Annotated in this window: 21 protein-coding genes; 9 read left to right on the forward strand and 12 right to left on the reverse strand. The window is 72.5% G+C overall.

All coding sequences use genetic code 11. The features are described 5' to 3' along the window. Nucleotides 1–2: 2 nt before the first annotated feature. On the reverse strand, nt 3–1226 hold the full coding sequence (locus tag ABZ624_RS07145; RefSeq protein ID WP_360083495.1) for an amidohydrolase family protein: 1224 nt from the start codon (nt 1224–1226) through the stop codon (nt 3–5). Between the two features lie 213 nt (nt 1227–1439). Between ABZ624_RS07145 and ABZ624_RS07150 the strand changes: the two genes are divergently transcribed. Beyond that, nucleotides 1440–4418, forward strand: coding sequence for a BTAD domain-containing putative transcriptional regulator (locus ABZ624_RS07150; RefSeq protein ID WP_360083497.1), 2979 nt, complete (start codon nt 1440–1442; stop codon nt 4416–4418). 218 nt (nt 4419–4636) lie between these two features. After that, nucleotides 4637–4822 (forward strand): hypothetical protein, encoded by a 186-nt coding sequence (locus ABZ624_RS07155; RefSeq protein ID WP_360083499.1) that lies wholly within the window; start codon nt 4637–4639, stop codon nt 4820–4822. Nucleotides 4823–4993: 171 nt separating this feature from the next. On the opposite strand, the gene ABZ624_RS07160 is transcribed toward ABZ624_RS07155, so the two are convergent. After that, nucleotides 4994–6676, reverse strand: coding sequence for a FadD3 family acyl-CoA ligase (locus ABZ624_RS07160; RefSeq protein ID WP_360083501.1), 1683 nt, complete (start codon nt 6674–6676; stop codon nt 4994–4996). An 85-nt stretch (nt 6677–6761) separates the two neighbouring features. On the opposite strand from ABZ624_RS07160, the gene ABZ624_RS07165 reads away from it, so the two are divergent. The 3 genes from ABZ624_RS07165 to ABZ624_RS07175 are packed head-to-tail and all read left to right on the forward strand — an operon-like array spanning nt 6762 to nt 9103. Then, nucleotides 6762–7916 carry a lipid-transfer protein gene (locus ABZ624_RS07165; protein WP_360083503.1) on the forward strand — a complete coding sequence of 385 codons (1155 nt, stop codon included), beginning with the start codon at nt 6762–6764 and terminating at the stop codon, nt 7914–7916. A 6-nt stretch (nt 7917–7922) separates the two neighbouring features. Next, nucleotides 7923–8333, forward strand: a complete 411-nt coding sequence (locus tag ABZ624_RS07170; RefSeq protein ID WP_360083505.1) for an OB-fold domain-containing protein — start codon at nt 7923–7925, stop codon at nt 8331–8333. Then, entirely contained in the window at nt 8330–9103 is a 774-nt protein-coding gene (locus ABZ624_RS07175; RefSeq protein WP_360083507.1) for an enoyl-CoA hydratase/isomerase family protein, read from the forward strand. Before ABZ624_RS07170 ends, ABZ624_RS07175 begins: the two co-directional genes overlap by 4 nt. On the opposite strand, the gene ABZ624_RS07180 is transcribed toward ABZ624_RS07175, so the two are convergent. The 3 genes from ABZ624_RS07180 to ABZ624_RS07190 form a co-directional block, all read right to left on the reverse strand. After that, nucleotides 9100–9666 carry a hypothetical protein gene (locus ABZ624_RS07180; protein ID WP_360083509.1) on the reverse strand — a complete coding sequence of 189 codons (567 nt, stop codon included), beginning with the start codon at nt 9664–9666 and terminating at the stop codon, nt 9100–9102. The two genes, ABZ624_RS07175 and ABZ624_RS07180, sit on opposite strands and share 4 nt — an antisense overlap. A 138-nt stretch (nt 9667–9804) precedes the next feature. After that, complete coding sequence (locus tag ABZ624_RS07185) at nt 9805–12165, reverse strand: serine/threonine-protein kinase (protein ID WP_360083510.1); 2361 nt, start codon at nt 12163–12165, stop codon at nt 9805–9807. A gap of 178 nt (nt 12166–12343) precedes the next feature. After that, complete coding sequence (locus ABZ624_RS07190; protein WP_360083512.1) at nt 12344–13105, reverse strand: VOC family protein; 762 nt, start codon at nt 13103–13105, stop codon at nt 12344–12346. 122 nt (nt 13106–13227) lie between these two features. Here ABZ624_RS07190 and ABZ624_RS07195 point away from each other — a divergent pair, with 122 nt between their 5' ends. After that, nucleotides 13228–13875, forward strand: a complete 648-nt coding sequence (locus tag ABZ624_RS07195) for a TetR family transcriptional regulator (RefSeq protein ID WP_360083514.1) — start codon at nt 13228–13230, stop codon at nt 13873–13875. An 87-nt stretch (nt 13876–13962) separates the two neighbouring features. Here ABZ624_RS07195 and ABZ624_RS07200 read toward each other — a convergent pair whose 3' ends face one another. Further along, nucleotides 13963–14415, reverse strand: coding sequence for an Lrp/AsnC family transcriptional regulator (locus ABZ624_RS07200; RefSeq protein WP_360083516.1), 453 nt, complete (start codon nt 14413–14415; stop codon nt 13963–13965). 82 nt (nt 14416–14497) lie between these two features. On the opposite strand from ABZ624_RS07200, the gene ABZ624_RS07205 reads away from it, so the two are divergent. Further along, the gene (locus tag ABZ624_RS07205; protein ID WP_360083518.1) at nt 14498–15115 is read left to right on the forward strand and encodes a LysE family translocator; all 618 of its coding nucleotides are present in this window, start codon (nt 14498–14500) and stop codon (nt 15113–15115) included. Between the two features lie 102 nt (nt 15116–15217). On the opposite strand, the gene ABZ624_RS07210 is transcribed toward ABZ624_RS07205, so the two are convergent. Next, nucleotides 15218–15697, reverse strand: a complete 480-nt coding sequence (locus ABZ624_RS07210; protein WP_360083520.1) for a nitroreductase family deazaflavin-dependent oxidoreductase — start codon at nt 15695–15697, stop codon at nt 15218–15220. Next, the gene (locus tag ABZ624_RS07215; protein ID WP_360083522.1) at nt 15697–16914 is read right to left on the reverse strand and encodes an acyl-CoA dehydrogenase family protein; all 1218 of its coding nucleotides are present in this window, start codon (nt 16912–16914) and stop codon (nt 15697–15699) included. The genes ABZ624_RS07210 and ABZ624_RS07215 overlap by 1 nt, the downstream gene beginning before the upstream one ends. Nucleotides 16915–16990: 76 nt before the next feature. On the opposite strand from ABZ624_RS07215, the gene ABZ624_RS07220 reads away from it, so the two are divergent. Both ABZ624_RS07220 and ABZ624_RS07225 read left to right on the forward strand, forming a co-directional pair. Then, a complete protein-coding gene (locus tag ABZ624_RS07220) occupies nt 16991–18163 on the forward strand; it encodes an acetyl-CoA acetyltransferase (RefSeq protein WP_360083524.1) in 1173 nt (390 codons plus the stop codon). Nucleotides 18164–18187: 24 nt separating this feature from the next. Beyond that, nucleotides 18188–18856, forward strand: a complete 669-nt coding sequence (locus ABZ624_RS07225; RefSeq protein WP_360083526.1) for a pyridoxal 5'-phosphate synthase — start codon at nt 18188–18190, stop codon at nt 18854–18856. A 39-nt stretch (nt 18857–18895) separates the two neighbouring features. On the opposite strand, the gene ABZ624_RS07230 is transcribed toward ABZ624_RS07225, so the two are convergent. Genes ABZ624_RS07230 through ABZ624_RS07245 form a run of 4 tightly spaced genes read right to left on the reverse strand, consistent with a single transcriptional unit; the run spans nt 18896 to nt 21549 of the window. Further along, nucleotides 18896–19783 carry an NAD(P)H-binding protein gene (locus ABZ624_RS07230; protein WP_360083528.1) on the reverse strand — a complete coding sequence of 296 codons (888 nt, stop codon included), beginning with the start codon at nt 19781–19783 and terminating at the stop codon, nt 18896–18898. Beyond that, nucleotides 19780–20649, reverse strand: coding sequence for a GNAT family N-acetyltransferase (locus ABZ624_RS07235; RefSeq protein ID WP_360083530.1), 870 nt, complete (start codon nt 20647–20649; stop codon nt 19780–19782). The genes ABZ624_RS07230 and ABZ624_RS07235 overlap by 4 nt, the downstream gene beginning before the upstream one ends. Before the next feature lie 55 nt (nt 20650–20704). After that, a complete protein-coding gene (locus tag ABZ624_RS07240) occupies nt 20705–21100 on the reverse strand; it encodes a Zn-ribbon domain-containing OB-fold protein (protein WP_360083532.1) in 396 nt (131 codons plus the stop codon). Then, nucleotides 21100–21549: a DoxX family membrane protein gene (locus tag ABZ624_RS07245; protein WP_360083534.1), complete on the reverse strand. Its 450-nt coding sequence runs from the start codon at nt 21547–21549 to the stop codon at nt 21100–21102. Before ABZ624_RS07245 ends, ABZ624_RS07240 begins: the two co-directional genes overlap by 1 nt. Between the last annotated feature and the right edge of the window lie 149 nt (nt 21550–21698).

The following is a 21698-nucleotide window of genomic DNA, read 5'->3' on the forward strand; positions in this document are numbered from 1 at the left end:
GCTCACCGCCACAGGCCTTCCGGTGTGAGCCCCAGCAGCTCGATGGCGTTCCCCCGTACGATCCGCTCGACCACGTCCGCCGGCAGATGCCCCATCTGCGCCTCGCCGACCTCACGGGACTTGGGCCAGGTCGAGTCGGAGTGGGGGTAGTCGGTCTCGTACAGCACGTTGCCCGTGCCGATGGCGTCCAGGTTCCTGAGCCCGAAGGCGTCGTCGAAGAAGCAGCCGTAGACGTGCCCGGCGAACAGTTCGGACGGCGGCCGGGTGACCTTGCCGGCGACCCCGCCCCACCCCCGGTTCTCCTCCCACACCACGTCCGCGCGCTCAAGGATGTACGGAATCCATCCGATCTGCCCCTCGGCGTACATGACCCTGAGGTTCGGGAAGCGCTCGAACTTGCCGCTCATCAACCAGTCGACCATCGAGAAGCAGCAGTTGGCGAAGGTGATGGTGGAACCGACGGCGGGCGGGGCGTCGGCCGAGGTGGAGGGCATACGGCTGCTGGAGCCGATGTGCATGGCGACGACCGTGCCGGTCTCGTCGCAGGCCGTGAGGAACGGGTCCCAGTCGTCGGTGTGGACGGACGGCAGACCGAGATGCGGGGGTATCTCGGAGAACGCGACGGCCCGCACGCCTCGCGCCGCGTTCCGCCGGACCTCCTGGGCGGCCAGGGCGGCGTCCCAGAGGGGAATGAGGGTGAGCGGTATGAGCCGGCCGTGCGCGTCGGGCCCGCACCACTCCTCCACCATCCAGTCGTTGTAGGCGCGGACGCAGAGCAGCGCGAGGTCCTTGTCCTCCGCCTCCGTGAAGGTCTGCCCGCAGAAGCGGGGAAAGGTGGGGAAGCACAGGGCGGACTGCACATGATTGACGTCCATGTCGGCGAGCCGGGCGGGCACGTCGTACGACCCGGCCCGCATCTGCTCGTACGTGATGACCTCCAGCCTGACCTGGTCCCGGTCGCACCCGACGGCGGTGTCGAGGCGGGTGAGGGGCCGCCGCAGGCCCTCGTAGACCCACCAGTCGCCGAGGGGCCCCTCGCTGCTGCCGGGCTCACCCATGACGGGCTTGAACCGCCCCCCGAGGAAGGTCATCTCCTTCAGCGGGGCGCGCACGATCCGGGGTCCGGCGTCCCGGTACTTCCTCGGCAACCGGTCCTGCCACACACCGGCGGGCTCCACGGTGTGGTCGTCGACGGAGATGATCAGCGGGAACTGTGTGGTCTCCATGGCCTCAAGGTAGCGCCGATCTGACGCTCCGTCAGCTCCCGCGTTCGAACCCCCGGGGCTGCGAAGAGGGTGTGAGGGCTTTGTGGACGGAGCTGTGAGGGCTTTGTGGACCGAGTCGCACCACCTCGCGATCGACGCCTCCCCCGGCTGACGGAACCGCCCCGAACAAGGCAAACTGACGGGGTTGTTCGAGATGTCGAGGGGGACGAGCGCATGGATGGTGGGCCGCGAGTGCCTGAACAGCGGCGTCCCGGCTCCGTGACCGTCACGGAGCAGGAGGCGCTGCGGTTCGGCGTGCTCGGTCCGGTGCGGGCCTGGCGCGGCGAGGAACAGCTCAGCACGGGCTCCCCCCAGCAGCGCGCCCTGCTGGCCGCCCTGCTGCTGCGCGAGGGCCGTACGGCGACGGCACCGGAGCTGATCGACGCGGTGTGGGGCACCGAGCCCCCCTCGCAGGCGCTGGCGGCGCTGCGCACGTACGCCTCCAGGCTGCGCAAGATCCTGCCCCCCGGTGTGCTGGTCAGCGAGTCCGGCGGCTACGCGGTGCGTTCGCTGGGCGAGGGCGCCGTGGACCTGGCGGTCGCGCAGGACCTGGCGGCGGAGGCGGAGAAGTCCCGGGCCGCCGGCGACCTGTGCCGGGCCCGCGACCTGCTGAACCGGGCCCTCGGTATGTGGGACGGCGAGGTACTCGCGGGTGTCCCCGGCCCGTACGCCGAGACCCAGCGGGTCCGCCTGGAGGAATGGCGCCTGGGCCTGCTGGAATCCCGCCTGGACATGGACCTGGAGCAGGGCTGCCACGCGGAGGCGGTCTCGGAACTGACAGCCCTCACGGCGGCACACCCCCTCCGGGAACGCCTCCGCGAGCTCCTGATGCTGGCCCTGTACCGCAGCGGCCGGCAGGCGGAGGCCCTGGCGGTGTACGCCGACACCCGCCGCCTGCTGACCGAGGAACTGGGCGTGGACCCCCGCCCCGGCCTGCGCGAGCTGCAGCAACGCATCCTCCAGGCGGACCCGGCCCTGGCGGAGCCGTCGGCCCCCGCCGCGGAAGCCGCGGTGGTCCCCGTCCGCCCCGCCCAGCTCCCCGCTTCCGTCCCCGACTTCACCGGCCGCGCGGCCTTCGTCGACGAACTGAGCGAGGTGCTGTCGTCGGCGTCGGAGGCATCGGGGACGACGAGCCGGGTGATGGCGGTCTCGGCACTGGCCGGCATCGGCGGCGTCGGCAAGACGACCCTGGCGGTGCATGTGGCCCACCGGGCGCGGGGGACCTTCCCGGACGGCCAGCTCTACGTGGACCTCCAGGGCGCGGGCCCCCGCCCCGCGGAACCGGAAACGGTACTGGGCTCCTTCCTGCGCGCCTTGGGCACGTCGGACTCGGCGATCCCGGACAGCCTGGAGGAACGCGCCGCCCTCTACCGCTCCGTCCTGGACGGCCGCAGGGTCCTGGTCCTGCTGGACAACGCGAAGGACGCGGCCCAGATCCGCCCCCTCCTGCCCGGCACCGAGGGCTGCGCGGCCCTGGTGACGTCCCGCGTCCGCATGGTCGACCTGGCCGGCGCACACCTGGTCGACCTGGACGTGATGTCTCCCGACGAGGCGCTGTCCCTCTTCACGCGGATAGTGGGCGAGGAGCGGGTGGCGGCGGAGCGTGAAGCGGCCCTGGACGTGGTGGCGGCCTGCGGCTTCCTCCCCCTGGCGATCCGCATCGCGGCGTCCCGCCTGGCAGCCCGCCGCACCTGGACGGTCTCGGTGCTGGCGGCCAAGCTCGCGGACGAGCGGCGCCGCCTGGACGAACTGCAGGCCGGCGACCTGGCGGTCAAGGCCACCTTCGAACTGGGCTACGGCCAGCTGGAGCCTGCGCAGGCCCGAGCCTTCCGCCTGCTGGGCCTGGCCGACGGCCCCGACATCTCCCTGTCCGCCGCGGCGGCGGTCCTCGACCTCCCGGTGGAGGAGACGGAGGACGTCCTGGAGTCCCTGGTGGACACGTCCCTGCTGGAGTCCGCCGCCCCCGGCCGCTACCGCTTCCACGACCTGGTCCGGCTCTACGCGCGTGCGTGCGCGGAGAGGGACGAGCAGCCGCCGGGCGAGCGGGAGGCCGCGATGTCGCGGTTGCTTGACTTCTATCTGGCTACGGCGGCTCAGGTGTACGCCATCGAACGGCCTGGCGATCGGCTGGTCGATCACTTGGAGCCGACCGAGTATCCGGGGTTGAGCTTCGAGGACCGGCACCGCGCTCAGGACTGGCTGTATGCGGAGGCGATCTGCCTGCTGGCCTGCGTGCGCCAGAACACGGGCAGCAGCCACACCCTCGTCAGATCCATCGACCTGTTGTGGTCCGCCCACGATCTGTCGGAATCGGGCGCCAACTCCAAGGAGTACGAGGCCACTGCGAACGCGCTGCTGGACTCCGCACGGTCGATGGGACTTGCGCGAGCGGAGGCCAGGGCCCTGACGACCCTCGTGAACGTGCACCACGTGAGCGGTCGGTTCGAGCTCGCCGACCAGGAGGCAGAGCGTGCGACAGCCCTCGCGCAGGAGACCGAGGACCTGCTGCCCGTCTGCTGGACCCGAAATGCCCGAGGAATCATCGCGCTCTACCAGAGCCGCCACGAGGACGGCGAGGAACACCTCTCCCAGGCCATCGAACACTTCCGCGTGCTGGGTGACCGCCCTGGCGAGGCCAGCGCCCTGTGCAACCTCTCCCGCATCCACCTCGCCACCGGCCGGACGGCCAGCGCGGTCGCGCTCGCACAGCAGGGCATCGACATATACGACGCCATGGGGAACTCCATGCGCGGCGCCAACGCCCGCTATGCACTGGGGCTGGCGCTCACCCAGAGCGGCGAGCTGGTGTGCGCGGCCAACCGGCTGCAGGAAGCCCTGGACGTGTTCCGTGACAGCCGGCAGCGCCTGTGGGAGGGCATGAGCCTGTTCCGCCTGGCCGAGGTCGACCTCACCGCCGGGCGGGCCGCTCAGGCCGCAGCCAACGCCGAGATGGCACTGACCGTGTTGCGCGGCATCGGCGGGGAGTGGCGGCGAGGTAACGTCCTGACCGTTCTGGGCCGGGCACTCGCGGGTATCGGGCAGCACGGCCGAGCGCGGGTCTGCTGGCAGGAAGCAGTGCACATCTACGACGAGTTGGGCTCGCCCGAGGCCGCGGACGTGCGCGCGCTGCTGCCGCCGGTCCGGGCGGCCTGAGCCCGGGCGGGGCCGTTCATCATTCGTTTATCGCCTCACGGCATCCTCGAAGCAGTCGATCCGCCGTGTCGGGGGGCAGGCGGGTCACCGGAGAGGCCCTCGCACTGACGAACTAGGGTGAGCGGCCCGGAAGGACCCGTCCGGCCGGACTCGGGGGAGTGACCGGACGGGTCCTGCCGATCCACCTACTTGCACCTTCTCAAGGAGAGTTGACGCACATGAGCGACGAGGTCAAGCCGCAGGACCTGCACGCCACCGGCACGAAGGACGCCACGGTGTCGCCCGCGGACCTGCACGCCACGGATGCGCCCGCGACGCCCCAGGACCTGCACGCAACCGAGGAGCCCATCGAGACCAAGGACCTGCACGCCACGTCGGAGCCCTTCAAGCCGACCAAGTCCTGACCTTCTCGCACGGGGGACCGGCCGCGACGGCGCCGAGGGGGAGCCGTCGCGGCCGACGTGCGTCTGGAGCCGAGTTGTCGGCCCAGAGAGGGCGGAACAGATCTGCCCATTGCTCCCCTTGCGTAACGAAAGAGGGGGGCGGGGCAGGGGCCAGTCCGGTCAGGCCGGCTCTCACTCCCTCCGCCGCAAATCCCCCTTCACCACCTTGCCGCTCGCGTTCCTCGGCAGCTCCTGCACGAACTCGACCAGCCTCGGCACCTTGTAGTTCGCCATCTCGCGGCGGGACCAGGCGATCAGGTCGTCGGCGGTGAGGGGGGAGCCGGGGCGGCGGACGACGTAGGCCTTGGCCACCTCGCCCAGCCGCGGGTCCGGTACGCCGATGACGGCCACCTCGCGCACGTCCGGATGGAGGCCCAGCAGCTGCTCTATCTCCGCCGGGTAGGCGTTGAAGCCACCGACGATGAACATGTCCTTGATGCGGTCCGTGATGCGCAGGTTGCCCAGCTCGTCCAGGACGCCCACGTCGCCCGTGCCCAGCCAGCCGTCCGGGGAGACCGCCTCGGCCGTCGCCGCCGCGTCCTCGTAGTAACCCCGCATGACGTTGAAGCCGCGGACCAGCACCTCGCCCGGGGTGCCGGTGGGCACCGGAGTGCCGGAAGCGTCGACCAACCGCACCTCCGTGCCGGGGATCGCCCGGCCGGAGGTGGACGCGATCACCGACGGGTCGTCGCCGCGCCGGCACATCGTGACGATGCCGCTCGCCTCCGAGAGGCCGTACGCCGTGAGCACCGTGTCGACACCCAGCTCGCCTCGCAGGCGTTCCACCAGCCGGAGCGGCACCACCGCCGCTCCCGTCACCACCAGCCGCAGCGCCGACAGGTCGTGGGCGTTGCGGGACGGGTGGTCCAGCAGGGACTGGTGGAGAGTCGGCGGGCCGGGCAGCACCGACACCCGCTCCGCCGCAATGTTCGCCAGTGCCGTCTCCACGTTGAACACCGGCTGCGGGATCATCGTCGCCCCGCGCATCAGGCAGGCGATCACCCCGGCCTTGTAGCCGAAGGTGTGGAAGAAGGGGTTGATGATCAGGTAGCGGTCCGTCGCGCGCAGGCCTGCCAGGTCCGCCCAGATCTCGTACGCCCGGAGGGTCTGGGTGTGCGTGATCACCGCGCCTTTCGGGCGGCCCGTCGTACCCGACGTGTAGATGATGTCCGAGACATCGCCACCGTCCAACTGCCCTGAGCGGGCCAGCACTTCAGCCGCCGACATCCCCTCGCCTCCCGCCAGGAAGTCCTTCCAGGTACGGAAGTCCGGCGGCGCGTCCTCCGACAGGACCACCACCTGTTCCAGTTCCGGCAGGCCGGGCAGCGGGCCGCCCCGGCCACCCCCTCCGGCCGGCGCCTCCGGTTGCCCCTCCCCCGCCGCCCTGCGCAGGCTCGCCACGTACGACGTGCCCAGGAACGTGCCCGTCACGAAGAGCAGCCGGGCGCCGCTGCGACGCAGTACGTCCGCCGCCTCCGTGCCCTTGAAGCGGGTGTTCAGCGGGACCAGGGCCGCGCCCGCCGTCACCGCGCCGAGGGCCGACACGATCCAGTCCAGGGAGTTGGGGGCCCAGACCGCCACCCGGTCGCCCCGCCGTGTCCCGCTGGCCAGGCAGGCCGCCGCCGCGCGCTCCACCCGGGCGCCCAGTTCCGCGTACGTGATCCTGGCACGGCCCTCGACCACCGCCTCCGTGTCCGCGTACCGCTCCGCCGACCACCGGACCAGCTCAGGGATGGTGTCCCAGGGACCCCACGGCCCCCAATGGCCCCGGCCACCCCTGTTATCCCGGTCATCCCGGTCACCCCAGTCGCTCATCACCGGCCCCCTGCACCCAGTAGCTGACTAACCGTCAGATTAGCTGTAATCTGACGGGCTGTCAGGACGCTGTGAGGGGGACGCCATGGCAGGAACCGGGATCAAGGACGCCACCGCCATCGTCGGGATCGGGCAGACCGCGTTCGCCAAGCACCTCGCGGAGGACGAGAAGACGCTCGCCTGCCGGGCGGTGCTCGCCGCGCTCGACGACGCGGGGATAGCGCCCGGCGAGGTCGACGGGCTCGCCTCCTACACCATGGAGGAGACCGACGAGGTGGAGCTGGCGAAGGCCGTGGGGTTCGGCGACCTGACCTTCTTCAGCAAGGTGGGGTACGGAGGGGGCGGCTCCTGTGCCACCGTCGCGCATCTCGCCGCCGCCATCGCCGCCGGGCAGGCCTCGGTGGGGGTCGCCTGGCGGTCGCGCAAGCGCGGCAGCGGGCCCCGGCCCTGGACCGACACCACCGTCCAGCTGCCCACTCCGGCCCAGTGGACCCGCCCCTTCGGCCTCCTCCGTCCGGCGGACGAAATCGCCATGCTCACCCGCCGCTACCTGCACGAGTACGGCGCCACCCGCGATCACCTCTTCAACGTCGCCCTCGCCTGCCGGAACCGGGCCAACCAGAATCCGGCCGCCGTGATGTACGACCGGCCGCTGACCCGCGAGATGTACATGACCTCCCGGTGGATCAGTGAGCCCCTGTGCCTCTTCGACAACTGTCTGGAGACCGACGGGGCCCTCGCGTGCGTCCTCGTGTCCAGGGAACGCGCCCGGGACTGCGCCAGGAAGCCCGTGTACGTCCACTCCGCCGCCCAGGGTCTGCCCGCCCAGCACCACGGCATGGTCAACTACTGGAACGACGACCCCCTCACCGGCCCCGCCTGGACCACGGCCCGGCAGCTGTGGAAGCACGCCGACTTCACCCCGGAGGATGTCGACGTGGCGCAGATCTATGACGCGTTCACCGCCCTCGTCCCGCTCTCCCTGGAGGGGTACGGCTTCTGCGGGCGGGGGGAGGGGGGCGCGTTCACCGAACAGGGCGCCTTGGAGATCGGGGGGCGGCTGCCCCTGAACACCGGCGGGGGCGGGCTCTCCGAGGCCTACGTCCACGGCTTCAACCTCGTCACCGAAGGGGTGAAGCAGCTGCGCGGAACCAGTACCGCGCAGGTTCCGGGGGCCGCCACCTGCCTGGTCACCGCGGGGGAAGGCGTCCCGACCTCCGCTCTGCTGCTGAGGAGCTGATCCGGCATGCTGACTCCCGTCACCGACACCGACGGCGCCCCCTTCTGGGAGTACGCGGCCCGCGGTGAACTGCGCGTCCAGGCCTGCGGCGACTGCCACGAACCCCGCTTCCCGCCCCGCCCCTGCTGCCCGCACTGCCAGTCCTTCTCGAACGAGTGGCGGCTCACCAGCGGACGCGGACGGATCTGGTCGTACGTCGTGCCGCACCCGCCGCTGCTGCCCGACTACGCCGAGCAGGCGCCGTACAACGTCGTCGTGGTGGAGCTGGAGGACCACCCGCGGATCCGGCTGGTGGGGAATCTGGTCAGCCGGGCCGGGGCCCGGCTCGACTCCCTCGATCCCCGGCACCTGAGGATCGGCGCGCGGGTCCAGGTGGTCTTCGGCGACGGCGGGCTCCCGCAGTGGGTGCTCGCATGAGCACTGTGCGGGTGGAGGCCGACAAGGACAGCGGGGTCGCCGTCGTCACCCTCGACCGGCCGCACCGGCTCAACGCCGTCGATCTGGAGATGGTCCACGAACTGACCGGAGTGTGGCGGGCGTTGCGGTTCGACGACTCGGTGCGGGCCGTCGTGCTCACCGGGAGCGGGGAGCGGGCGTTCTGCACCGGGATCGACCGGGGCGTCGTCGTGCCGCAGCCCTCCTCGCCGTACACGCAGGACGATCCGCTGCTGCGGATCGGGCCGAAGGCGAACGATCTGTGGAAGCCCGTCGTCGCCGCCGTGCGGGGCATGGCCTGCGGGGGTGCCTTCTATCTGCTGGGCGAGAGCGAGTTCGTCGTCGCCGATGCGTCCGCCGAGTTCTTCGATCCGCACACGGCCTACGGCATGGTCAGCGCCTACGAGTCCATGCTGATGGCCGCGCGGATGCCGTACGGGGAAGCGGCCCGGATGACGCTCATGGGCACCGCCGAGCGGATCTCCGCCCGGCGGGCCCATGAGATCGGGCTGGTCTCCGAAGTGACCGAGCCCGGCGGGGCGTTGGCGGCCGCCGTGCGCTGCGCCGCCGTCATCGCCGGCTATCCGCCGGAGGGGGTGCAGGGGACCGTGCGGGCGTTGTGGGCGGCCAGGGAGGCGGCGCTCGCGCAGGGGTTCGCGCAGGCACCGCATCTCATCGCGCTCGGGAACCTGCCGGCCGAGCGGCAGGCGGAGCTCTTCGCCGGGAGGCGGCGGGAGTTCCGGCTGCGCTAGTCCTGGAGCCGGGCCCGCGGGTTTGTCTCGCAGTGGTCGAGCAGGTCGAGGTTGGCCTTGTCGAACGGGACCTTGACGCTCTTCTCGCCCTTGGCCGGCACCGAGACCTTCGCGTACCGCGTGCTGAATCCGGTGGAGCTGTCGGCCATGTAGCTGACCTGGACCTCGAAGGTGGCCGTGCGGCTGTTGGGGTTCGTCACCTGCACCGTCGCATAGGGCTTCGCGGCGGATGCGCAGCTGATCAGTTTCGCCGTCCCGTCCGCCGAAGACGTGCCCCGGCCGGACGGCGTGGAGGTGGCGCGGTGCGTGGGGTGGCGACGGTAGGTGCCGCCGACCGTACTCGTGCCGCCGACCGTACTCGTGCCGCCGCTCGTACTCGTGCCGCCGCCGCTGCTGCTGTCGTAACTGTCGTGGTCCTGGTGGGGGCTGCTGCACCCGCCCCCTCCGCCGGAGCCGCCGTGGCGGCTGTGGTGCCGGCCGGTGGAGAAGCCGGTGAGGCTGAGGACCACGAGGGTCAGTACGGCCGTGAACCTGAGCGTGCGCGTCCGCGTCTGCATGGGCATGCCCATGACCCTATCGACCGGGCGAGACCACGTGGCGGCGGCCGTACGCCGGGGGTAGCGTCAGCCCTGGGACGGCCGCCGTCTGGAGCCCTTCCGTGACACACCGGTACGACGGCCGTCACGCACCTCCGTCACCCCTCACGCGGTGCGTGCCGTTCCCGTCCCCTTCTCCGCGTCCAGCGCGTACACGCACCGGTCCTTGCTGCAGGCGTACACCACCCCGTCCTTGACGACCGGGGAGCCGGTGATCTCGCCGCCGGTGGCGAGCTTCCACCTGAGCCGGCCGTCGTCGGCCTTCAACGTGTACAGAAGGTGATCCGTGGATCCGAAGTGGATGCGGCCCTCGGCCACCGCGGGGGCGCCCACCACGTCGCCGCCCGCCTGGAAGCGCCACTTGGGCGTGCCGGTGACCGCGTCCAGGGTGTACAGGCCCTTGCCGCTGCCGACGTGGACGTGGCCGGCCGCCACGAGCACCGGGTCGACGGAGGAGCGGGCCTCGGTGGCGATGCGCCAGCGGTCGCGGCCGTCGGTGGCGTCGAGGGCGTAGACCGTGCCGAGGTAGTCCGCGAGGTACACGCCGCCGCCGGTCACCGCCGGGCCGGGGGTGAAGGCGGGCGGGGACAGGAAGACCGCGGGCGCCTCGAAGTGCCAGCGGACCATGCCGCTGGCCGCCTCGATGGCGAGGACGCGGGTACCGGCCGAGACGTAGACGTAGCCGTCGGGCGCCGGGGCGAGGCGGACGGGTACGCCGCCGCAGGAGGCGGCCTCGCCGACCGGGTACGACCAGCGCTCCTCGCCGGTGCGGGCCTCCAGGGCGCGCAGCCGGGCGTCCTGCCAGACGTAGACGGTGCCGTCGTGGACGAGCGGGCCGGCCTCGGGTGACTCGAAGTCGGTCTGGCAGCCGGCGATCTCCCACAGCTTCTGCCCGTTCGCGGCCTCCCAGGCCTGGACGCCGCCGCCGCGGGTGCCGGTGACGACCGTGCCGTGGTCGGCCTTGAGGGAGTACACCCAGGCGTCCGTGGACAGCCGCCACAGGTCGGTGCCCTCGCGGGCGTCCAGGGCGAACAGCGTCGGGCCGTCGGAGGCGTGGATACGGCCGTCCGCCACGGCCATCGACCAGGCGACGTCCCTCGTCTTGAAGCGGCGGCGGCCGGTGCCCACGTCCAGGGCGTGCACCTCGAAGGAGGTGACGTAGACCAGGTCGCCGTCGACGGCGGGGGTGCCCCAGACCTCGTTGGACATGCGGAACCGCCAGGGCCGCCAGCCGCTCGCGGTCTCCGGGGGCTGGGGCGGGGCCTGCGGTACGGCAGGGCCTACGGCGGGGTCTGTGCCGGCGACGCCGGTGCGCGGGCGGGACCAGCTGGCGACCAGGCCGGCTTCCGGCGGGGGCGCCTTGACGGCGGCGGCGCGGGCGTCGGCGACGCGCGGCCCCGGGCCGATGGGCGCCTGGGCACCGGCCAGCCGGACCGGGCCGGTGTCGGGGACGACGGAGGAAGCGCCGGCGGGGAGGGGCGGGTCGTACGGGGGCGGCGGGGGTACGGCCGAACGGCCGCCGCTGCGGGGGCCGCCGGTCGGCGCCGGGGCGGGCTTGGCGGCGGGCCGGCCGCCACGGCCCCGGGCCTCGATGAGGGCGACCGCCTTCTCGGGCAGCCAGGCGGAGGCGGTGCCGCTGTCGTCGGAGCCGGAGCCGAAGAGATGGGGCGCCAGCTGGGCCTGGAGGTCGGCCGGGGTGGGCCGGGCGGAGGCCTCCATCTGCATACAGACCTCGATGAGCGGGCGCAGCTCGTCGGGCAGACCGGTGAGGTCCGGGCCCTCGCGCAGCAGCATGAAGACGGTCTCGACCGGGTTGGCGCCGTGGAAGGGCGGGTGACCGGTGGCCGCGAAGACCAGCATGGAGCCGAGCGAGAAGACATCGCTGGCGCCGGTGACGCTGCGGGAGTCCTTGGCCTGCTCCGGGGACATGTAGGCGGGGGTGCCGACCGCGACGTTCGTCATGGTCAGGCGGGTGTTCGAGACGCCGGAGGCGATACCGAAGTCGATCACCCGGGGGCCGTCCTCGACCACGAGCACGTTGGACGGCTTCAGGTCGCGGTGGACGAGCCCTGCGCCGTGGATGGACTGCAGGGCTTCCGCCACGCCCGCCGCCAGCCAGCGCACCGCCTGGGCCGGGAGCGGCCCGGAGTCGTTCACTATCTCCTCGAGGGAGGGCGCGGGGACGTACGCGGTCGCGAGCCAGGGCACGGCGGCGCGCGGGTCGGCGTCGACCACGGCGGCCGTGTAGAAGCCGGAGACCGCCCGGGCCGCCTCCACCTCGCGGGTGAAGCGGACCCGGAACAGCTGGTCCTCGGCCAGCTCGGTGCGCACCGTCTTGATCGCCACGCGCCGGCCGGACGCCGAGCGGGCGAGATAGACCAGCCCCATGCCGCCGGCGCCCAGCCGGCCCAGCACCTCGAACGGCCCGATCCGCCGCGGATCGTGCTGCGTCAGCTGATCCACCACTTGCCTGCCACCTCCCCGTACGAGCCGCGCCACCCACATATGTACGCGACCGAAGTGCAGCGTCTCACCACCGCACCGCCGTGGCGGCACGCACCCCGATTCTTCCTGGCCGGGCCGCTGGTTGCGAACCCGGTGAGAATAGGGGTGTCTCCCCACTAATCCGACCAAACCGGACGGATCAGCGCTGCAGCAGTGCGAACGACGCCCCCTGATTGTCGGTGACGACGGCCACGCGTCCGTACGACGTCTCGAAGGGTGGCGCCTGCACCCGGCCGCCGAGCCGCTGTACGGCCCCGAGGGCGTCGTCGAGGTCCGTGACCCGGAAGTGGGCGAGGAAGTGCGGGGGCATCTCGGCCGGGAAGACCTCGGTGACGTGGGCGCGCCCGAAGTCGGGCTCCGCGCCCTCACCGAAGAGGGCCTCGTGGAAGAGGTCGCCGTAGAAGGCGTTGGCGGCGGCGGTGTCCCGGGTGTACAGCTCGGCCCAGACGAAGGTGCCGGGCTCGTGCCGCCGGCCGAAGCCGCGGTGCCGGCCCGGCTGCCACAGCCCGAACACCGCGCCCTCGGGGTCGGCGGCGAGGGCGGCGACCCCGAGGTCGCCCACCGGGAAGGGTGCCATCACCACCTGCCCGCCGGCCTCGGTGATCCGCCGGCCGAGGGCTCGGGCGTCCGGGGTGGCGAAGGAGACCGTCCAGACGGTGGGCATACGGCCGTCGATCTTGGGGGCCAGCGAGGCGACGGGCTCCCCCTCCAGCCGGGCCCACACCGAGGAGCCGTAGGCGCCCTCGAAGGACCACCCGAAGAGCTCACCGTAGAACCGCTTGCCGGCCTCGACGTCGGCGAGCTGGGCGTCCACCCAGCAGGGCACGCCCTCCCCGTACACCTCTCGCACCTCTCCAGCCTCTTCCACCGCTTCATTCCCGGATGCCCTGTTTTCGGCCATGCCGTCAAAGTAACCGGGCCGCGCGTACCGCGCAGACCAGGCACACCACCCTCAGAGCACCCGTGCACCCCATTTGCAGTCGGCCGAATCGCGCTCCGATCACCCGTCGGTAAGCTGACGGCATGACAGGACAAGTGCGTACCGTCGACGGCCGCGTGGCCGGCCGGCGTGGGCAGGCGACCCGGCAGAAGCTGCTCGACTGCCTCAGCGAGATGCTCAGCTCCTCCCCCTACCGGGACGTCAAGGTCATCGATGTCGCCCGGAAGGCGGGTACTTCGCCCGCGACCTTCTATCAGTACTTCCCGGACGTCGAAGGCGCCGTCCTGGAGCTCGCCGAGCAAATGGCGGCCGAGGGCGCGGGATTGACCGAACTGCTCGAGGGCCGGTCCTGGGCCGGGAAGTCGGGATGGCAGACCGCTCAGGAACTCGTGGACGGATTCCTGGAGTTCTGGCGCAAGAACGACGCGATCCTGCGGGTGGTCGACCTCGGCGCGGCGGAGGGGGACAAACGGTTCTACAAGCTCCGCATGAAGATCCTCAACTCGGTGAACAACTCCCTCTCCGACTCCATCGCCGAGCTGCAGTCCAAGGGCAGGGTCGACAAGGACGTGAACCCGGCGGCGGTGGCCGGTTCACTGGTCGCGATGCTCGCGGCGGTGGCGGCGCACCAGAAGGGTTTCTCGTCCTGGGGTGTGAAGCAGGCCGAACTCAAGCCGAATCTCGCCCTGTTGGTCCATCTGGGCGTGACCGGAAAGAAGCCGAGCAGGTAGGGAACCGTCCCTTATCCAACCCCAAGTCCTGTCTGGCAGGCGGTGGTTCACTCGCGTCTCACGCGCGGTGAGCCACCGCCTGCTCTGCTATGCGGGCAGCGGCCGGTCCCGTACGACGTGCTTCATCACCAGCGTCGAGGTCAGCCGCTGCACCCCGGGCAGGGTCGCGAGCCGCTCGTCGTACAGCCGCTGGAAGGCCGCGAGGTCCGCGGTGGCGACCCGGAGCAGATAGTCGGGCTCGCCGAACAGCCGCTGGGCGTCCAGCACGTGTTCCAGCTCGCCGACCGCCCGCTCGAACCCGGCGACCGTGTCCCGGTCCTCCTGCCGCATGGACACGAACACCAGCGCCTCGAAGTTCAGACCGAGCGCCGCCGCGTCCACGACCGCCCGGTAGCCCTGGATGGCTCCGGAACGCTCCAGCTCACGCAGCCGGCGGTGGCAGGGCGAGACGCTGAGCCGCACCCGCGCGGCCAGCTCGGTCACGGTCAGCCGCCCGTCCTGCTGCAGCTCGGCAAGGATTTTCCGGTCCACGTCGTCCATGTGGCAAATCTTCCCTCAGAGTGCGAGAGAACGGGCAAACTTCGGGAACACTTTCGGGCCATTCACGCCTAATGTCCCCACCATGGACTCGGGACTGCTCTTCTCCTTCCTCGCCGTGGACCTGCTGCTGGTGTGTGTACCGGGCGCCGACTGGGCGTATGTCATCGCGACCGCCCTGCGCGGCCGACCCGTCTCGCGCGCGGTCGCCGGCCTGGTCTGCGGCTATGCCCTGCACACGGCCCTGGCGACGGCGGGCCTCGCGGTCCTGGTGGCGGGCTCGCCCCAGCTGCTGACGGCCCTGACGGTGGCGGGCGCCGGCTACCTGCTGTGGCTGGGCTGGGGCGTCCTGCGCCGGCCGGCCATACCGGGCGCGGACGACACCGCACCGGCCGAGGGCAGGCTCTTCCTCCGGGGCGCCACGATCAGCGGACTGAACCCCAAGGGCCTGCTGCTCTACCTCTCCGTCCTCCCCCAGTTCCTCACCCTGCGCGGCACCCACCTGCCGGTCCCGGTCCAGACGGCGGCGATGGGCCTGCTCCACATGGCGTGCTGCGCGGTGGTCTACCTCACGGTCGGCGTCCTGTCCCGCGCGCTGCTCTCCGCGAGGCCGGCCGCGGCTCGTGCGGTGACCCGTACGTCGGGGGCGGCGATGCTGGGGATCGGGGCGCTGCTCCTGGCGGAGCGCCTGGCCGCGGTCTAGCGCCGCAGGGGGTGCCGGGACATGCCGTCGAGCGGCAGCGGCGCCGTCGTGGCCGGTCGCGCCCACACGGTGGAGCCGCATATCGGTACAGCCCCGTGCCCCTCAGGGAGCCGCAGTGATCCGGAACAGCCGGATCTCCCTCGTCACCCGGGCCTGGTACGCGGCGTACGGCGGCCAGAACGCGAGGACCGCCCGCCAGGCCGCCGCCCGCTCCTCCCCCGTCAGCAGCCGAGCAGTGACCGGAACATCCCGGCCCTTCCAGCTGATCGACGCCTCGGGGTGGGCCAGGAGATTGCGGGTCCAGGCCGGATGGCCGGTGCGGCCGAAGTTGGAGCCGGTCAGGATCCAGCTCTTGCCGTCACCCTCGGGCATACAGGCCAGCGGAGTCCTGCGGAGCTGTCCGCTGCGAGCACCGGTGGAGGTGAGGATCACCCCGGGCAGCATCTGGGCGCTGAGCAGGAATCGGCCCCGGGTGAGCCGGTGCACGGCGCGGTCGAACGGCGGGACCAGATGCGGGGCGACCCTCGCGAAGGCCCGGGTGGACGACACCCGCTGCACGAACCGCACCCCGAGCCCGGCCATCAGACCGCCACCTCGCCGCCCGTGAAGAGGCCGGCGGCCTCGGCCGCCCGGTCCCGCAGCCGGTGCACGGGCCCGAACAGCAGCTCGTCCCCGGCCGCCCGCTTGAAGTACAGCTGGGCGTCGTGCTCCCAGGTGAACCCGATGCCACCGTGCAGCTGGATCCCCTCGGCGGCGGCAAGGTGCAACGCCTCCAGGGCCTGAGCGAGCGCCGGCCCGCCGGCCCGCTCCTCCTGACCGCCGGCCGACGACCCGGAAGCCGCCGACGGCGAGGCCGCCCACGCGGCGTAGTACGCGGCCGACCGCGCCCCCTGCACCGCCACATACACATCGGCCAGCCGGTGCTTCACCGCCTGGAAGGACCCGACGGGCCGCCCGAACTGCTCGCGCTGTCCGACGTACTCCACGGTCCGCTCCAGCACCCGTTCGGCCGCCCCGACCGCCTCGCAGGCGAGCACGGCCGCGGCCGACTCCCCGAGCGCGGCCAGAGCCGGCAGCACGTCCGCCTCCTCCGCTCCCAGCAACTCGGCCCCGACGTCACGCAGTTGCACGCGTCCCTGCGGCCGGGTGGCGTCGAGCGCGGTCTGCCGGGTCCGTACGACACCGGGCGCGTCCCCCGGCACCAGGAACAGCAGGGTCCGGGACCGGGTGAAGCCCCCAGTGTGCGCGGCGACGAGCAGCAGCCCCGCGCTGTGCCCGTCCAGTACCTGGTCGACCTGCCCGTACAGCCGCCAGTCGCCGTCGGCGCGCCGGGCCTGGACCCCGCCGGCCCGTCCGCCGCCCGCGGCGAAGCCGCCGTTGTCGCCGGTCAGGGCGAGGGCGGTGGTGAGGGCGGGGCCGGGGACGGCGAGGGCGGCGGTGCGGGTGCCGGCGGCCAGGCGCGGCAGCAGCTCGGCGCGCTGGGCCTCGGTGCCGAGGGCGAGGATCAGCGGGGCGGTGAGGACGGAGGTGGCGAGCAGCGGGGAGGGGGCGAGGCTGCGGCCGGTCTCCTCGCAGGCGAGGGCCAGTTCGGTGACCGAGCAGCCGACACCGCCGTACCGCTCGGGCAGCGCGAGTCCCGGCAGGCCGAGCTGGTCGGCGAGGGCGGACCACAGGAGGGGGTCGTGGCCGGCCGGGCTGTCGACGGCGGTCCGCAGCTCCGCCGGGCCGCACCGCTTGTGCAGCAGCTCGCGCAGGGTGCGGCGGATCTCGCCCTGCTCGGCGGTGAGGCGCGTGTCCATGGCTCTTCCCTCCATATCTGACGGGCCGTCATATTAGGAGTCCGGGAACGATATGCACAGGGGAAGGTGGGCTCTGATGACTCCGGGAAGCCGGAAAGCCGCCGTGGTGGGCGTCTCGCTCTCCGACTGCGGACGCGTGGACGGTGCCACCCCCTACACCCTGCACGCGCAGGCGGCCCGCCGCGCCCTGGCCGACGCGGGCCTCGGCCGTGAGGTGGTGGACGGGTTCGCCTCCGCCGGGCTCGGCACCCTGGCCCCGGCCGAAGTCGCCGAATACCTGGGCCTGCGCCCCACCTGGGTGGACTCCACCTCGGTCGGCGGCTCGACCTGGGAGGTCATGGCGGCGCACGCGGCGGACGCGATAGCGGCGGGCCACGCGAACGCCGTCCTCCTCGTCTACGGCTCGACGGCACGGGCGGACATCAAGGCGGGCAGGAGGACCGGCGACCTCTCCTTCGGCGCCCGCGGACCGCTGCAGTTCGAGGTGCCCTACGGCCACACCCTGATCGCCAAGTACGCGATGGCCGCCCGCCGCCACATGATCGAGCACGGCACGACCATCGAGCAGCTGGCCGAGGTGGCGGTCCAGGCCCGCGCCAACGCGGCGCTGAACCCCGAGGCGATGTTCCGCGACCCGATCACGGTCGACGACGTCCTCGCCGGCCCGGTGATCGCCGACCCCTTCACCAAGCTGCACTGCTGCCTGCGCTCGGACGGCGGCGCGGCGGTGCTGCTGGCGGCCGAGGAGTACGCGCGGGACTGCCGTACGCGGCCCGTCTGGATCCTCGGCACCGGCGAGCACGTCTCCCACGCGACGATGTCCGAGTGGGAGGACTTCACCGTCTCCCCGGCGGCGGTGAGCGGCCGTCTCGCCTTCGAACGGGCCGGGGTGCGCCCCGCCGAGATCGACTTCGCGGAGCTCTACGACGCCTTCACCTACATGACCCTGGTGACCCTGGAGGACCTGGGCTTCTGCGCGAAGGGCGAGGGCGGGGCGTTCGTGGAGAAGGGCCGGCTGCTGGTGCGGGGCGGACAGCTGCCGGTGAACACCGACGGCGGCGGGCTGTCCGCCCAGCATCCCGGCATGCGCGGCCTGTTCCTGCTGGTGGAGGCGGTACGGCAGCTGCGCGGCGAGGGCGGCGAGCGTCAAGTCCACGCGCCGGACGGTTCGTTGCCCCGCCTCGGCGTCGCCTCCGGGACCGGCGGGTGGTTCTGCTCGTCGGGGACGGTGGTGCTGGGCCGGGACTGAGGGGCACCGGGCGATACTCGCCCCATGGCACAACACGATCTCCACGAACTGCTCCGCTCGCTGCGGGTATGGGAGCCGGACGTCACGGACCTGCGCCCCTTCGACCCCGGCACGGCCCCGCCGACCCCGCTGGCGCTGTTCACGAGCTGGTTCGCGGACGCGGTGGAGGCCGGGCAGCCGGAGCCGCACACGATGTCGCTGGCCACGGTGGACGGGGAGGGGAAGCCGGACGTACGGATCGTGATGCTGCACGGCGCCGACGCGGACGGCTGGTCCTTCGCCACGCACCGCTCCAGCCGCAAGGGCCGGGCCCTCGGCACGCATCCGTACGCGGCACTGGCCTTCTACTGGCCGGTGCTGGGCCGCCAGGTGCGGGTGCGCGGGCCGGTGACGGCGGCGCCGGTCCGGGAGAGCCAGGCGGATCTGCACGCCCGCTCGACGGGGGCGCTGGCCGCGGCGCTCACCGGCCGGCAGAGCGAGGAGCTGCCCTCGCTGGAGGAGCTGCGGCGGGCGTCGGAGACGGCCTGGGAGCGGGCCCGGGAGAACCCGGCCGAGCCGTCCCCGACCTGGACGCTGTACCGGCTGCGCCCCGAGACGGTGGAGTTCTTCCAGGGTGACCCCGACCGGCGCCATGTACGCCTGGAGTACCGCAGTACGGAGTTCGGCTGGAGCAGGGCGCTGCTGTGGCCGTGAGGTCTGCTGCCGGCGACGCTCCCGCCGGACGGGCGCTCGTCACTCGAAGACCTGGCGGTTCCGGCGTACGAACTCGGCGAAGCCGAGGGGTGCCGAGCCGGTGAGATCGGCGACGGCCGTCGTGACGGTCTCGGCGCCGCCGTCGCGGTAGGCGCGGGCGACGTCTATCAGGGCGTCGGCGTGGAACTCCGGCATGCCCCGGCCGAGCAGGGCCGCGCGCGCCCGGTCGTCGGGCAGACCCACGTAGCGCACCGGCTTGCCGAGGACGCCGGACAGTTCCTCCGCGGCCTCGGCGTAGGTCAGTGCCCGCGGTCCGGTGAGGTCGTAGACGCGGCCGTCATGGCCCCCGGTGGTGAGGACCCGCGCGGCGACCCGGGCGATGTCGCCGGTGTCGACGAAGCTGATGGGTGCGGTGATCAGCGGCAGCGAGAACTCCCCGGCGTCACGGATGGACGGCTGGCCCAGGAAGTTCTGCAGATAGAAGTTGGGCCGCAGGACGGTCCAGGGCAGTCCGGACGCGGCCAGCGCCTGTTCGACGGGCCGGTGCAGCCGGGCGATCGGTGAGAGTCCCTCGTCGGCCCGCCAGACGGACAGCTTGACCACCCGGGCACCCGCCGCACGGGCGGCTTCGACCATGTTGAGTTCGTGCGTGGTCTGGTCGGGGCCCGTGGCGCCGAGCAGAAACACGGTCCCGACACCGTCGAGTGCCGGTCCGAGCGTGTCCGGTCTGCCCAGGTCGAGCGTCACCGCCCGACCGCCCGCCTCGATCACCCGGGCCGTGGTCCGCGGATCGCGGTACGCCGCCCGCACGGCCGTCCCCTCGGCCCGAAGGCACGTGAGCAGCGCCCTTCCGACCCTTCCGCTCGCGCCGGTCACCAGGATCATCGCCCTGTCCCCCCAGTCGGTCGTCTTCGAGCCGCCGCTCATCCCTCAACGCCCCCGAACCGCCACACCGTGAAGTCCGCCACCGGCCGGTACCCGATGCGCTGGTACAGCCCGTTGCTCGTCGGGTTGTCGAGGTCGGTGAAGAGGAGGATCTCCGCCACGCCCGCCTCCCGCGCGGCCCGGCTCACCTCCGCCGTGGCCGCGCCGGCGTATCCCCGCCCGCGCAGGCCGGCCGGGGTGTAGACGGGGGCGATGCGGACCTGCCCGGCCGTTTCGGGGGTGGCTCCGGCCATGGCGAGCGGGGTGCCGTCGGCCGCCTCCCAGAGGGTGAGGCCGCCGTAGGAGATACGGGCGTCGGCCCAGTTGCCCGTGTCCTGGCCGACGCCGCCGGTGATCTCCACGAACTCCTCGAACCAGCGGATCAGCAGATCCCGGTCGGCCGGCCCGGCGATCCGCGCCCGCCCCTGCGGCCGGGGCTCCGGTACGGTCAACTCGCCCAGGCGGTGGAGCCGTTGCCGCCGGCCGACGGCGACCTCCGTGCCGGTGCGCCGCTGCCAGGCCGCCGCGAAGGCCTCCGCCGCCTCCTGCGGCCCGGAGACTCCGGGGAGTGTGCGGCCCAGCTCGGCGAACCGGACCGCCAGGGCGTCGGCCTCCCGCGGGGTGAGCGCGGTGACGTTGGCCGGGAAGGGCGGGGTGTGGAGCAGCGTGGCCCGTACCGTGCCGTCGTCCGCTGCCAGCAGGCCGAAGAGGGGGGCGTGGCCGCCGTAGAGGTGCAGCCCGCGGCGGCGCAGCGCGTCCGCCACCGTCAGCGGGACCGTGTGCAGGGCGGGGCGGGACCGCAGGAAGTCGCCGGCGCGGGCGAGGAACTCGTCCAGGTCCTCGGTGAGATACCAGTCGTCAGGGCGCATACGGCCCATGATCGGCCCCAACCTCCGGGCGGGACACCGGTTTTCGCCCGGGAGCTCAGCCCTCCGGGCGGAACACCGGCTTCCCCTCCACGAACGTCACGCGCAGCGGCAGCCCGGCCCGCAGGTCCTCCCCGGCGCAGTCCACCACCTGCGTCATCATCCGCGGGCCCTCCGCCAGGTCGACCACCGCGGCCACGTAGGGGGTGCGGTCGCAGAAGGGCGGCAGGTCGTTGCGGTGGACCGTGGACCAGGTGTAGAGCGAGGCCCGGCCGCTCGCCTCCTCCCAGGTCACCTCCTCGCTCCAGCAGTGCGGGCAGAACTCGCGGGGGTAGTGGTGGGCCCGGCCGCAGGCCCCGCAGCGGCGGATCAGCAGCCGGCCCCGCCCGGCCGCCTCCCAGTAGGGGCGCGTGAAGGCGTCGGGTTCGGGAAGGTCGTGGCGCACCGCACTCATCAGAACCAGCCCAGCCACGCGTCCAGCGACCACGCCTGCCACGCCATGCCGAAGAGGCCGACGAGCGAGATCAGCGCCATCATCGAGTTCTGGCCCTGCTCGGCCCAGTCGTGGATCATCAGCACGAAGTAGATCGCGTTCAGCAGCAGCCCGCCGAGCAGGGCCACCGGGGTCAGGAAGCCGAGGACCAGGCCGAGCCCGAGGGAGAGTTCGGCGTACGCGACGACGTACGCCATCAGCTGCGGATGCGGCTTCACCACCGTCTCGAAGCCCGAGCGCACCGGCGCCCAGCGGTGTTTCTCCGCGATCTCCGCCGCCCACGCGATGCCGCTGCGCCGCTCGAACCAGGCCTTCTTGTCCTTGTGCCGCCAGCTCTCCAGCCACCACAGACCGAGGCCGATCCGCAGCACCGCCAGCCACTGAGCGCCGTCGAGCCATATCGAGTCCATGGCATCTGACGGTACGTCAGATCACCGGGAAAGCCCACCTGCGAGTGCACCCGGCGCGAGGGCGGGGCCGATCGCCGTACGGCCACAACCAGATGTCCTACGTCACCGGCCCCACCCACTTCTCCTACACCCGTGATCAATCCGCAACC

Origin of the sequence: Streptomyces sp. NPDC007205, from assembly GCF_040634095.1 — a bacterium.
In the GTDB taxonomy this organism is placed as follows: domain Bacteria; phylum Actinomycetota; class Actinomycetes; order Streptomycetales; family Streptomycetaceae; genus Streptomyces.

What these genes read in the sequence shown, in the direction of transcription:
- ABZ624_RS07145 (WP_360083495.1), bottom strand. Translation starts at nt 1,226, where the DNA reads ATGGAGACCACACAGTTCCCGCTGATCATCTCCGTCGACGACCACACC.
- ABZ624_RS07150 (WP_360083497.1), top strand. Translation starts at nt 1,440, where the DNA reads ATGGATGGTGGGCCGCGAGTGCCTGAACAGCGGCGTCCCGGCTCCGTG.
- ABZ624_RS07155 (WP_360083499.1), top strand. Translation starts at nt 4,637, where the DNA reads ATGAGCGACGAGGTCAAGCCGCAGGACCTGCACGCCACCGGCACGAAG.
- ABZ624_RS07160 (WP_360083501.1), bottom strand. Translation starts at nt 6,676, where the DNA reads ATGAGCGACTGGGGTGACCGGGATGACCGGGATAACAGGGGTGGCCGG.
- ABZ624_RS07165 (WP_360083503.1), top strand. Translation starts at nt 6,762, where the DNA reads ATGGCAGGAACCGGGATCAAGGACGCCACCGCCATCGTCGGGATCGGG.
- ABZ624_RS07170 (WP_360083505.1), top strand. Translation starts at nt 7,923, where the DNA reads ATGCTGACTCCCGTCACCGACACCGACGGCGCCCCCTTCTGGGAGTAC.
- ABZ624_RS07175 (WP_360083507.1), top strand. Translation starts at nt 8,330, where the DNA reads ATGAGCACTGTGCGGGTGGAGGCCGACAAGGACAGCGGGGTCGCCGTC.
- ABZ624_RS07180 (WP_360083509.1), bottom strand. Translation starts at nt 9,666, where the DNA reads ATGCCCATGCAGACGCGGACGCGCACGCTCAGGTTCACGGCCGTACTG.
- ABZ624_RS07190 (WP_360083512.1), bottom strand. Translation starts at nt 13,105, where the DNA reads ATGGCCGAAAACAGGGCATCCGGGAATGAAGCGGTGGAAGAGGCTGGA.
- ABZ624_RS07195 (WP_360083514.1), top strand. Translation starts at nt 13,228, where the DNA reads ATGACAGGACAAGTGCGTACCGTCGACGGCCGCGTGGCCGGCCGGCGT.
- ABZ624_RS07200 (WP_360083516.1), bottom strand. Translation starts at nt 14,415, where the DNA reads ATGGACGACGTGGACCGGAAAATCCTTGCCGAGCTGCAGCAGGACGGG.
- ABZ624_RS07205 (WP_360083518.1), top strand. Translation starts at nt 14,498, where the DNA reads ATGGACTCGGGACTGCTCTTCTCCTTCCTCGCCGTGGACCTGCTGCTG.
- ABZ624_RS07210 (WP_360083520.1), bottom strand. Translation starts at nt 15,697, where the DNA reads ATGGCCGGGCTCGGGGTGCGGTTCGTGCAGCGGGTGTCGTCCACCCGG.
- ABZ624_RS07215 (WP_360083522.1), bottom strand. Translation starts at nt 16,914, where the DNA reads ATGGACACGCGCCTCACCGCCGAGCAGGGCGAGATCCGCCGCACCCTG.
- ABZ624_RS07220 (WP_360083524.1), top strand. Translation starts at nt 16,991, where the DNA reads ATGACTCCGGGAAGCCGGAAAGCCGCCGTGGTGGGCGTCTCGCTCTCC.
- ABZ624_RS07225 (WP_360083526.1), top strand. Translation starts at nt 18,188, where the DNA reads ATGGCACAACACGATCTCCACGAACTGCTCCGCTCGCTGCGGGTATGG.
- ABZ624_RS07230 (WP_360083528.1), bottom strand. Translation starts at nt 19,783, where the DNA reads ATGAGCGGCGGCTCGAAGACGACCGACTGGGGGGACAGGGCGATGATC.
- ABZ624_RS07235 (WP_360083530.1), bottom strand. Translation starts at nt 20,649, where the DNA reads ATGCGCCCTGACGACTGGTATCTCACCGAGGACCTGGACGAGTTCCTC.
- ABZ624_RS07240 (WP_360083532.1), bottom strand. Translation starts at nt 21,100, where the DNA reads ATGAGTGCGGTGCGCCACGACCTTCCCGAACCCGACGCCTTCACGCGC.
- ABZ624_RS07245 (WP_360083534.1), bottom strand. Translation starts at nt 21,549, where the DNA reads ATGGACTCGATATGGCTCGACGGCGCTCAGTGGCTGGCGGTGCTGCGG.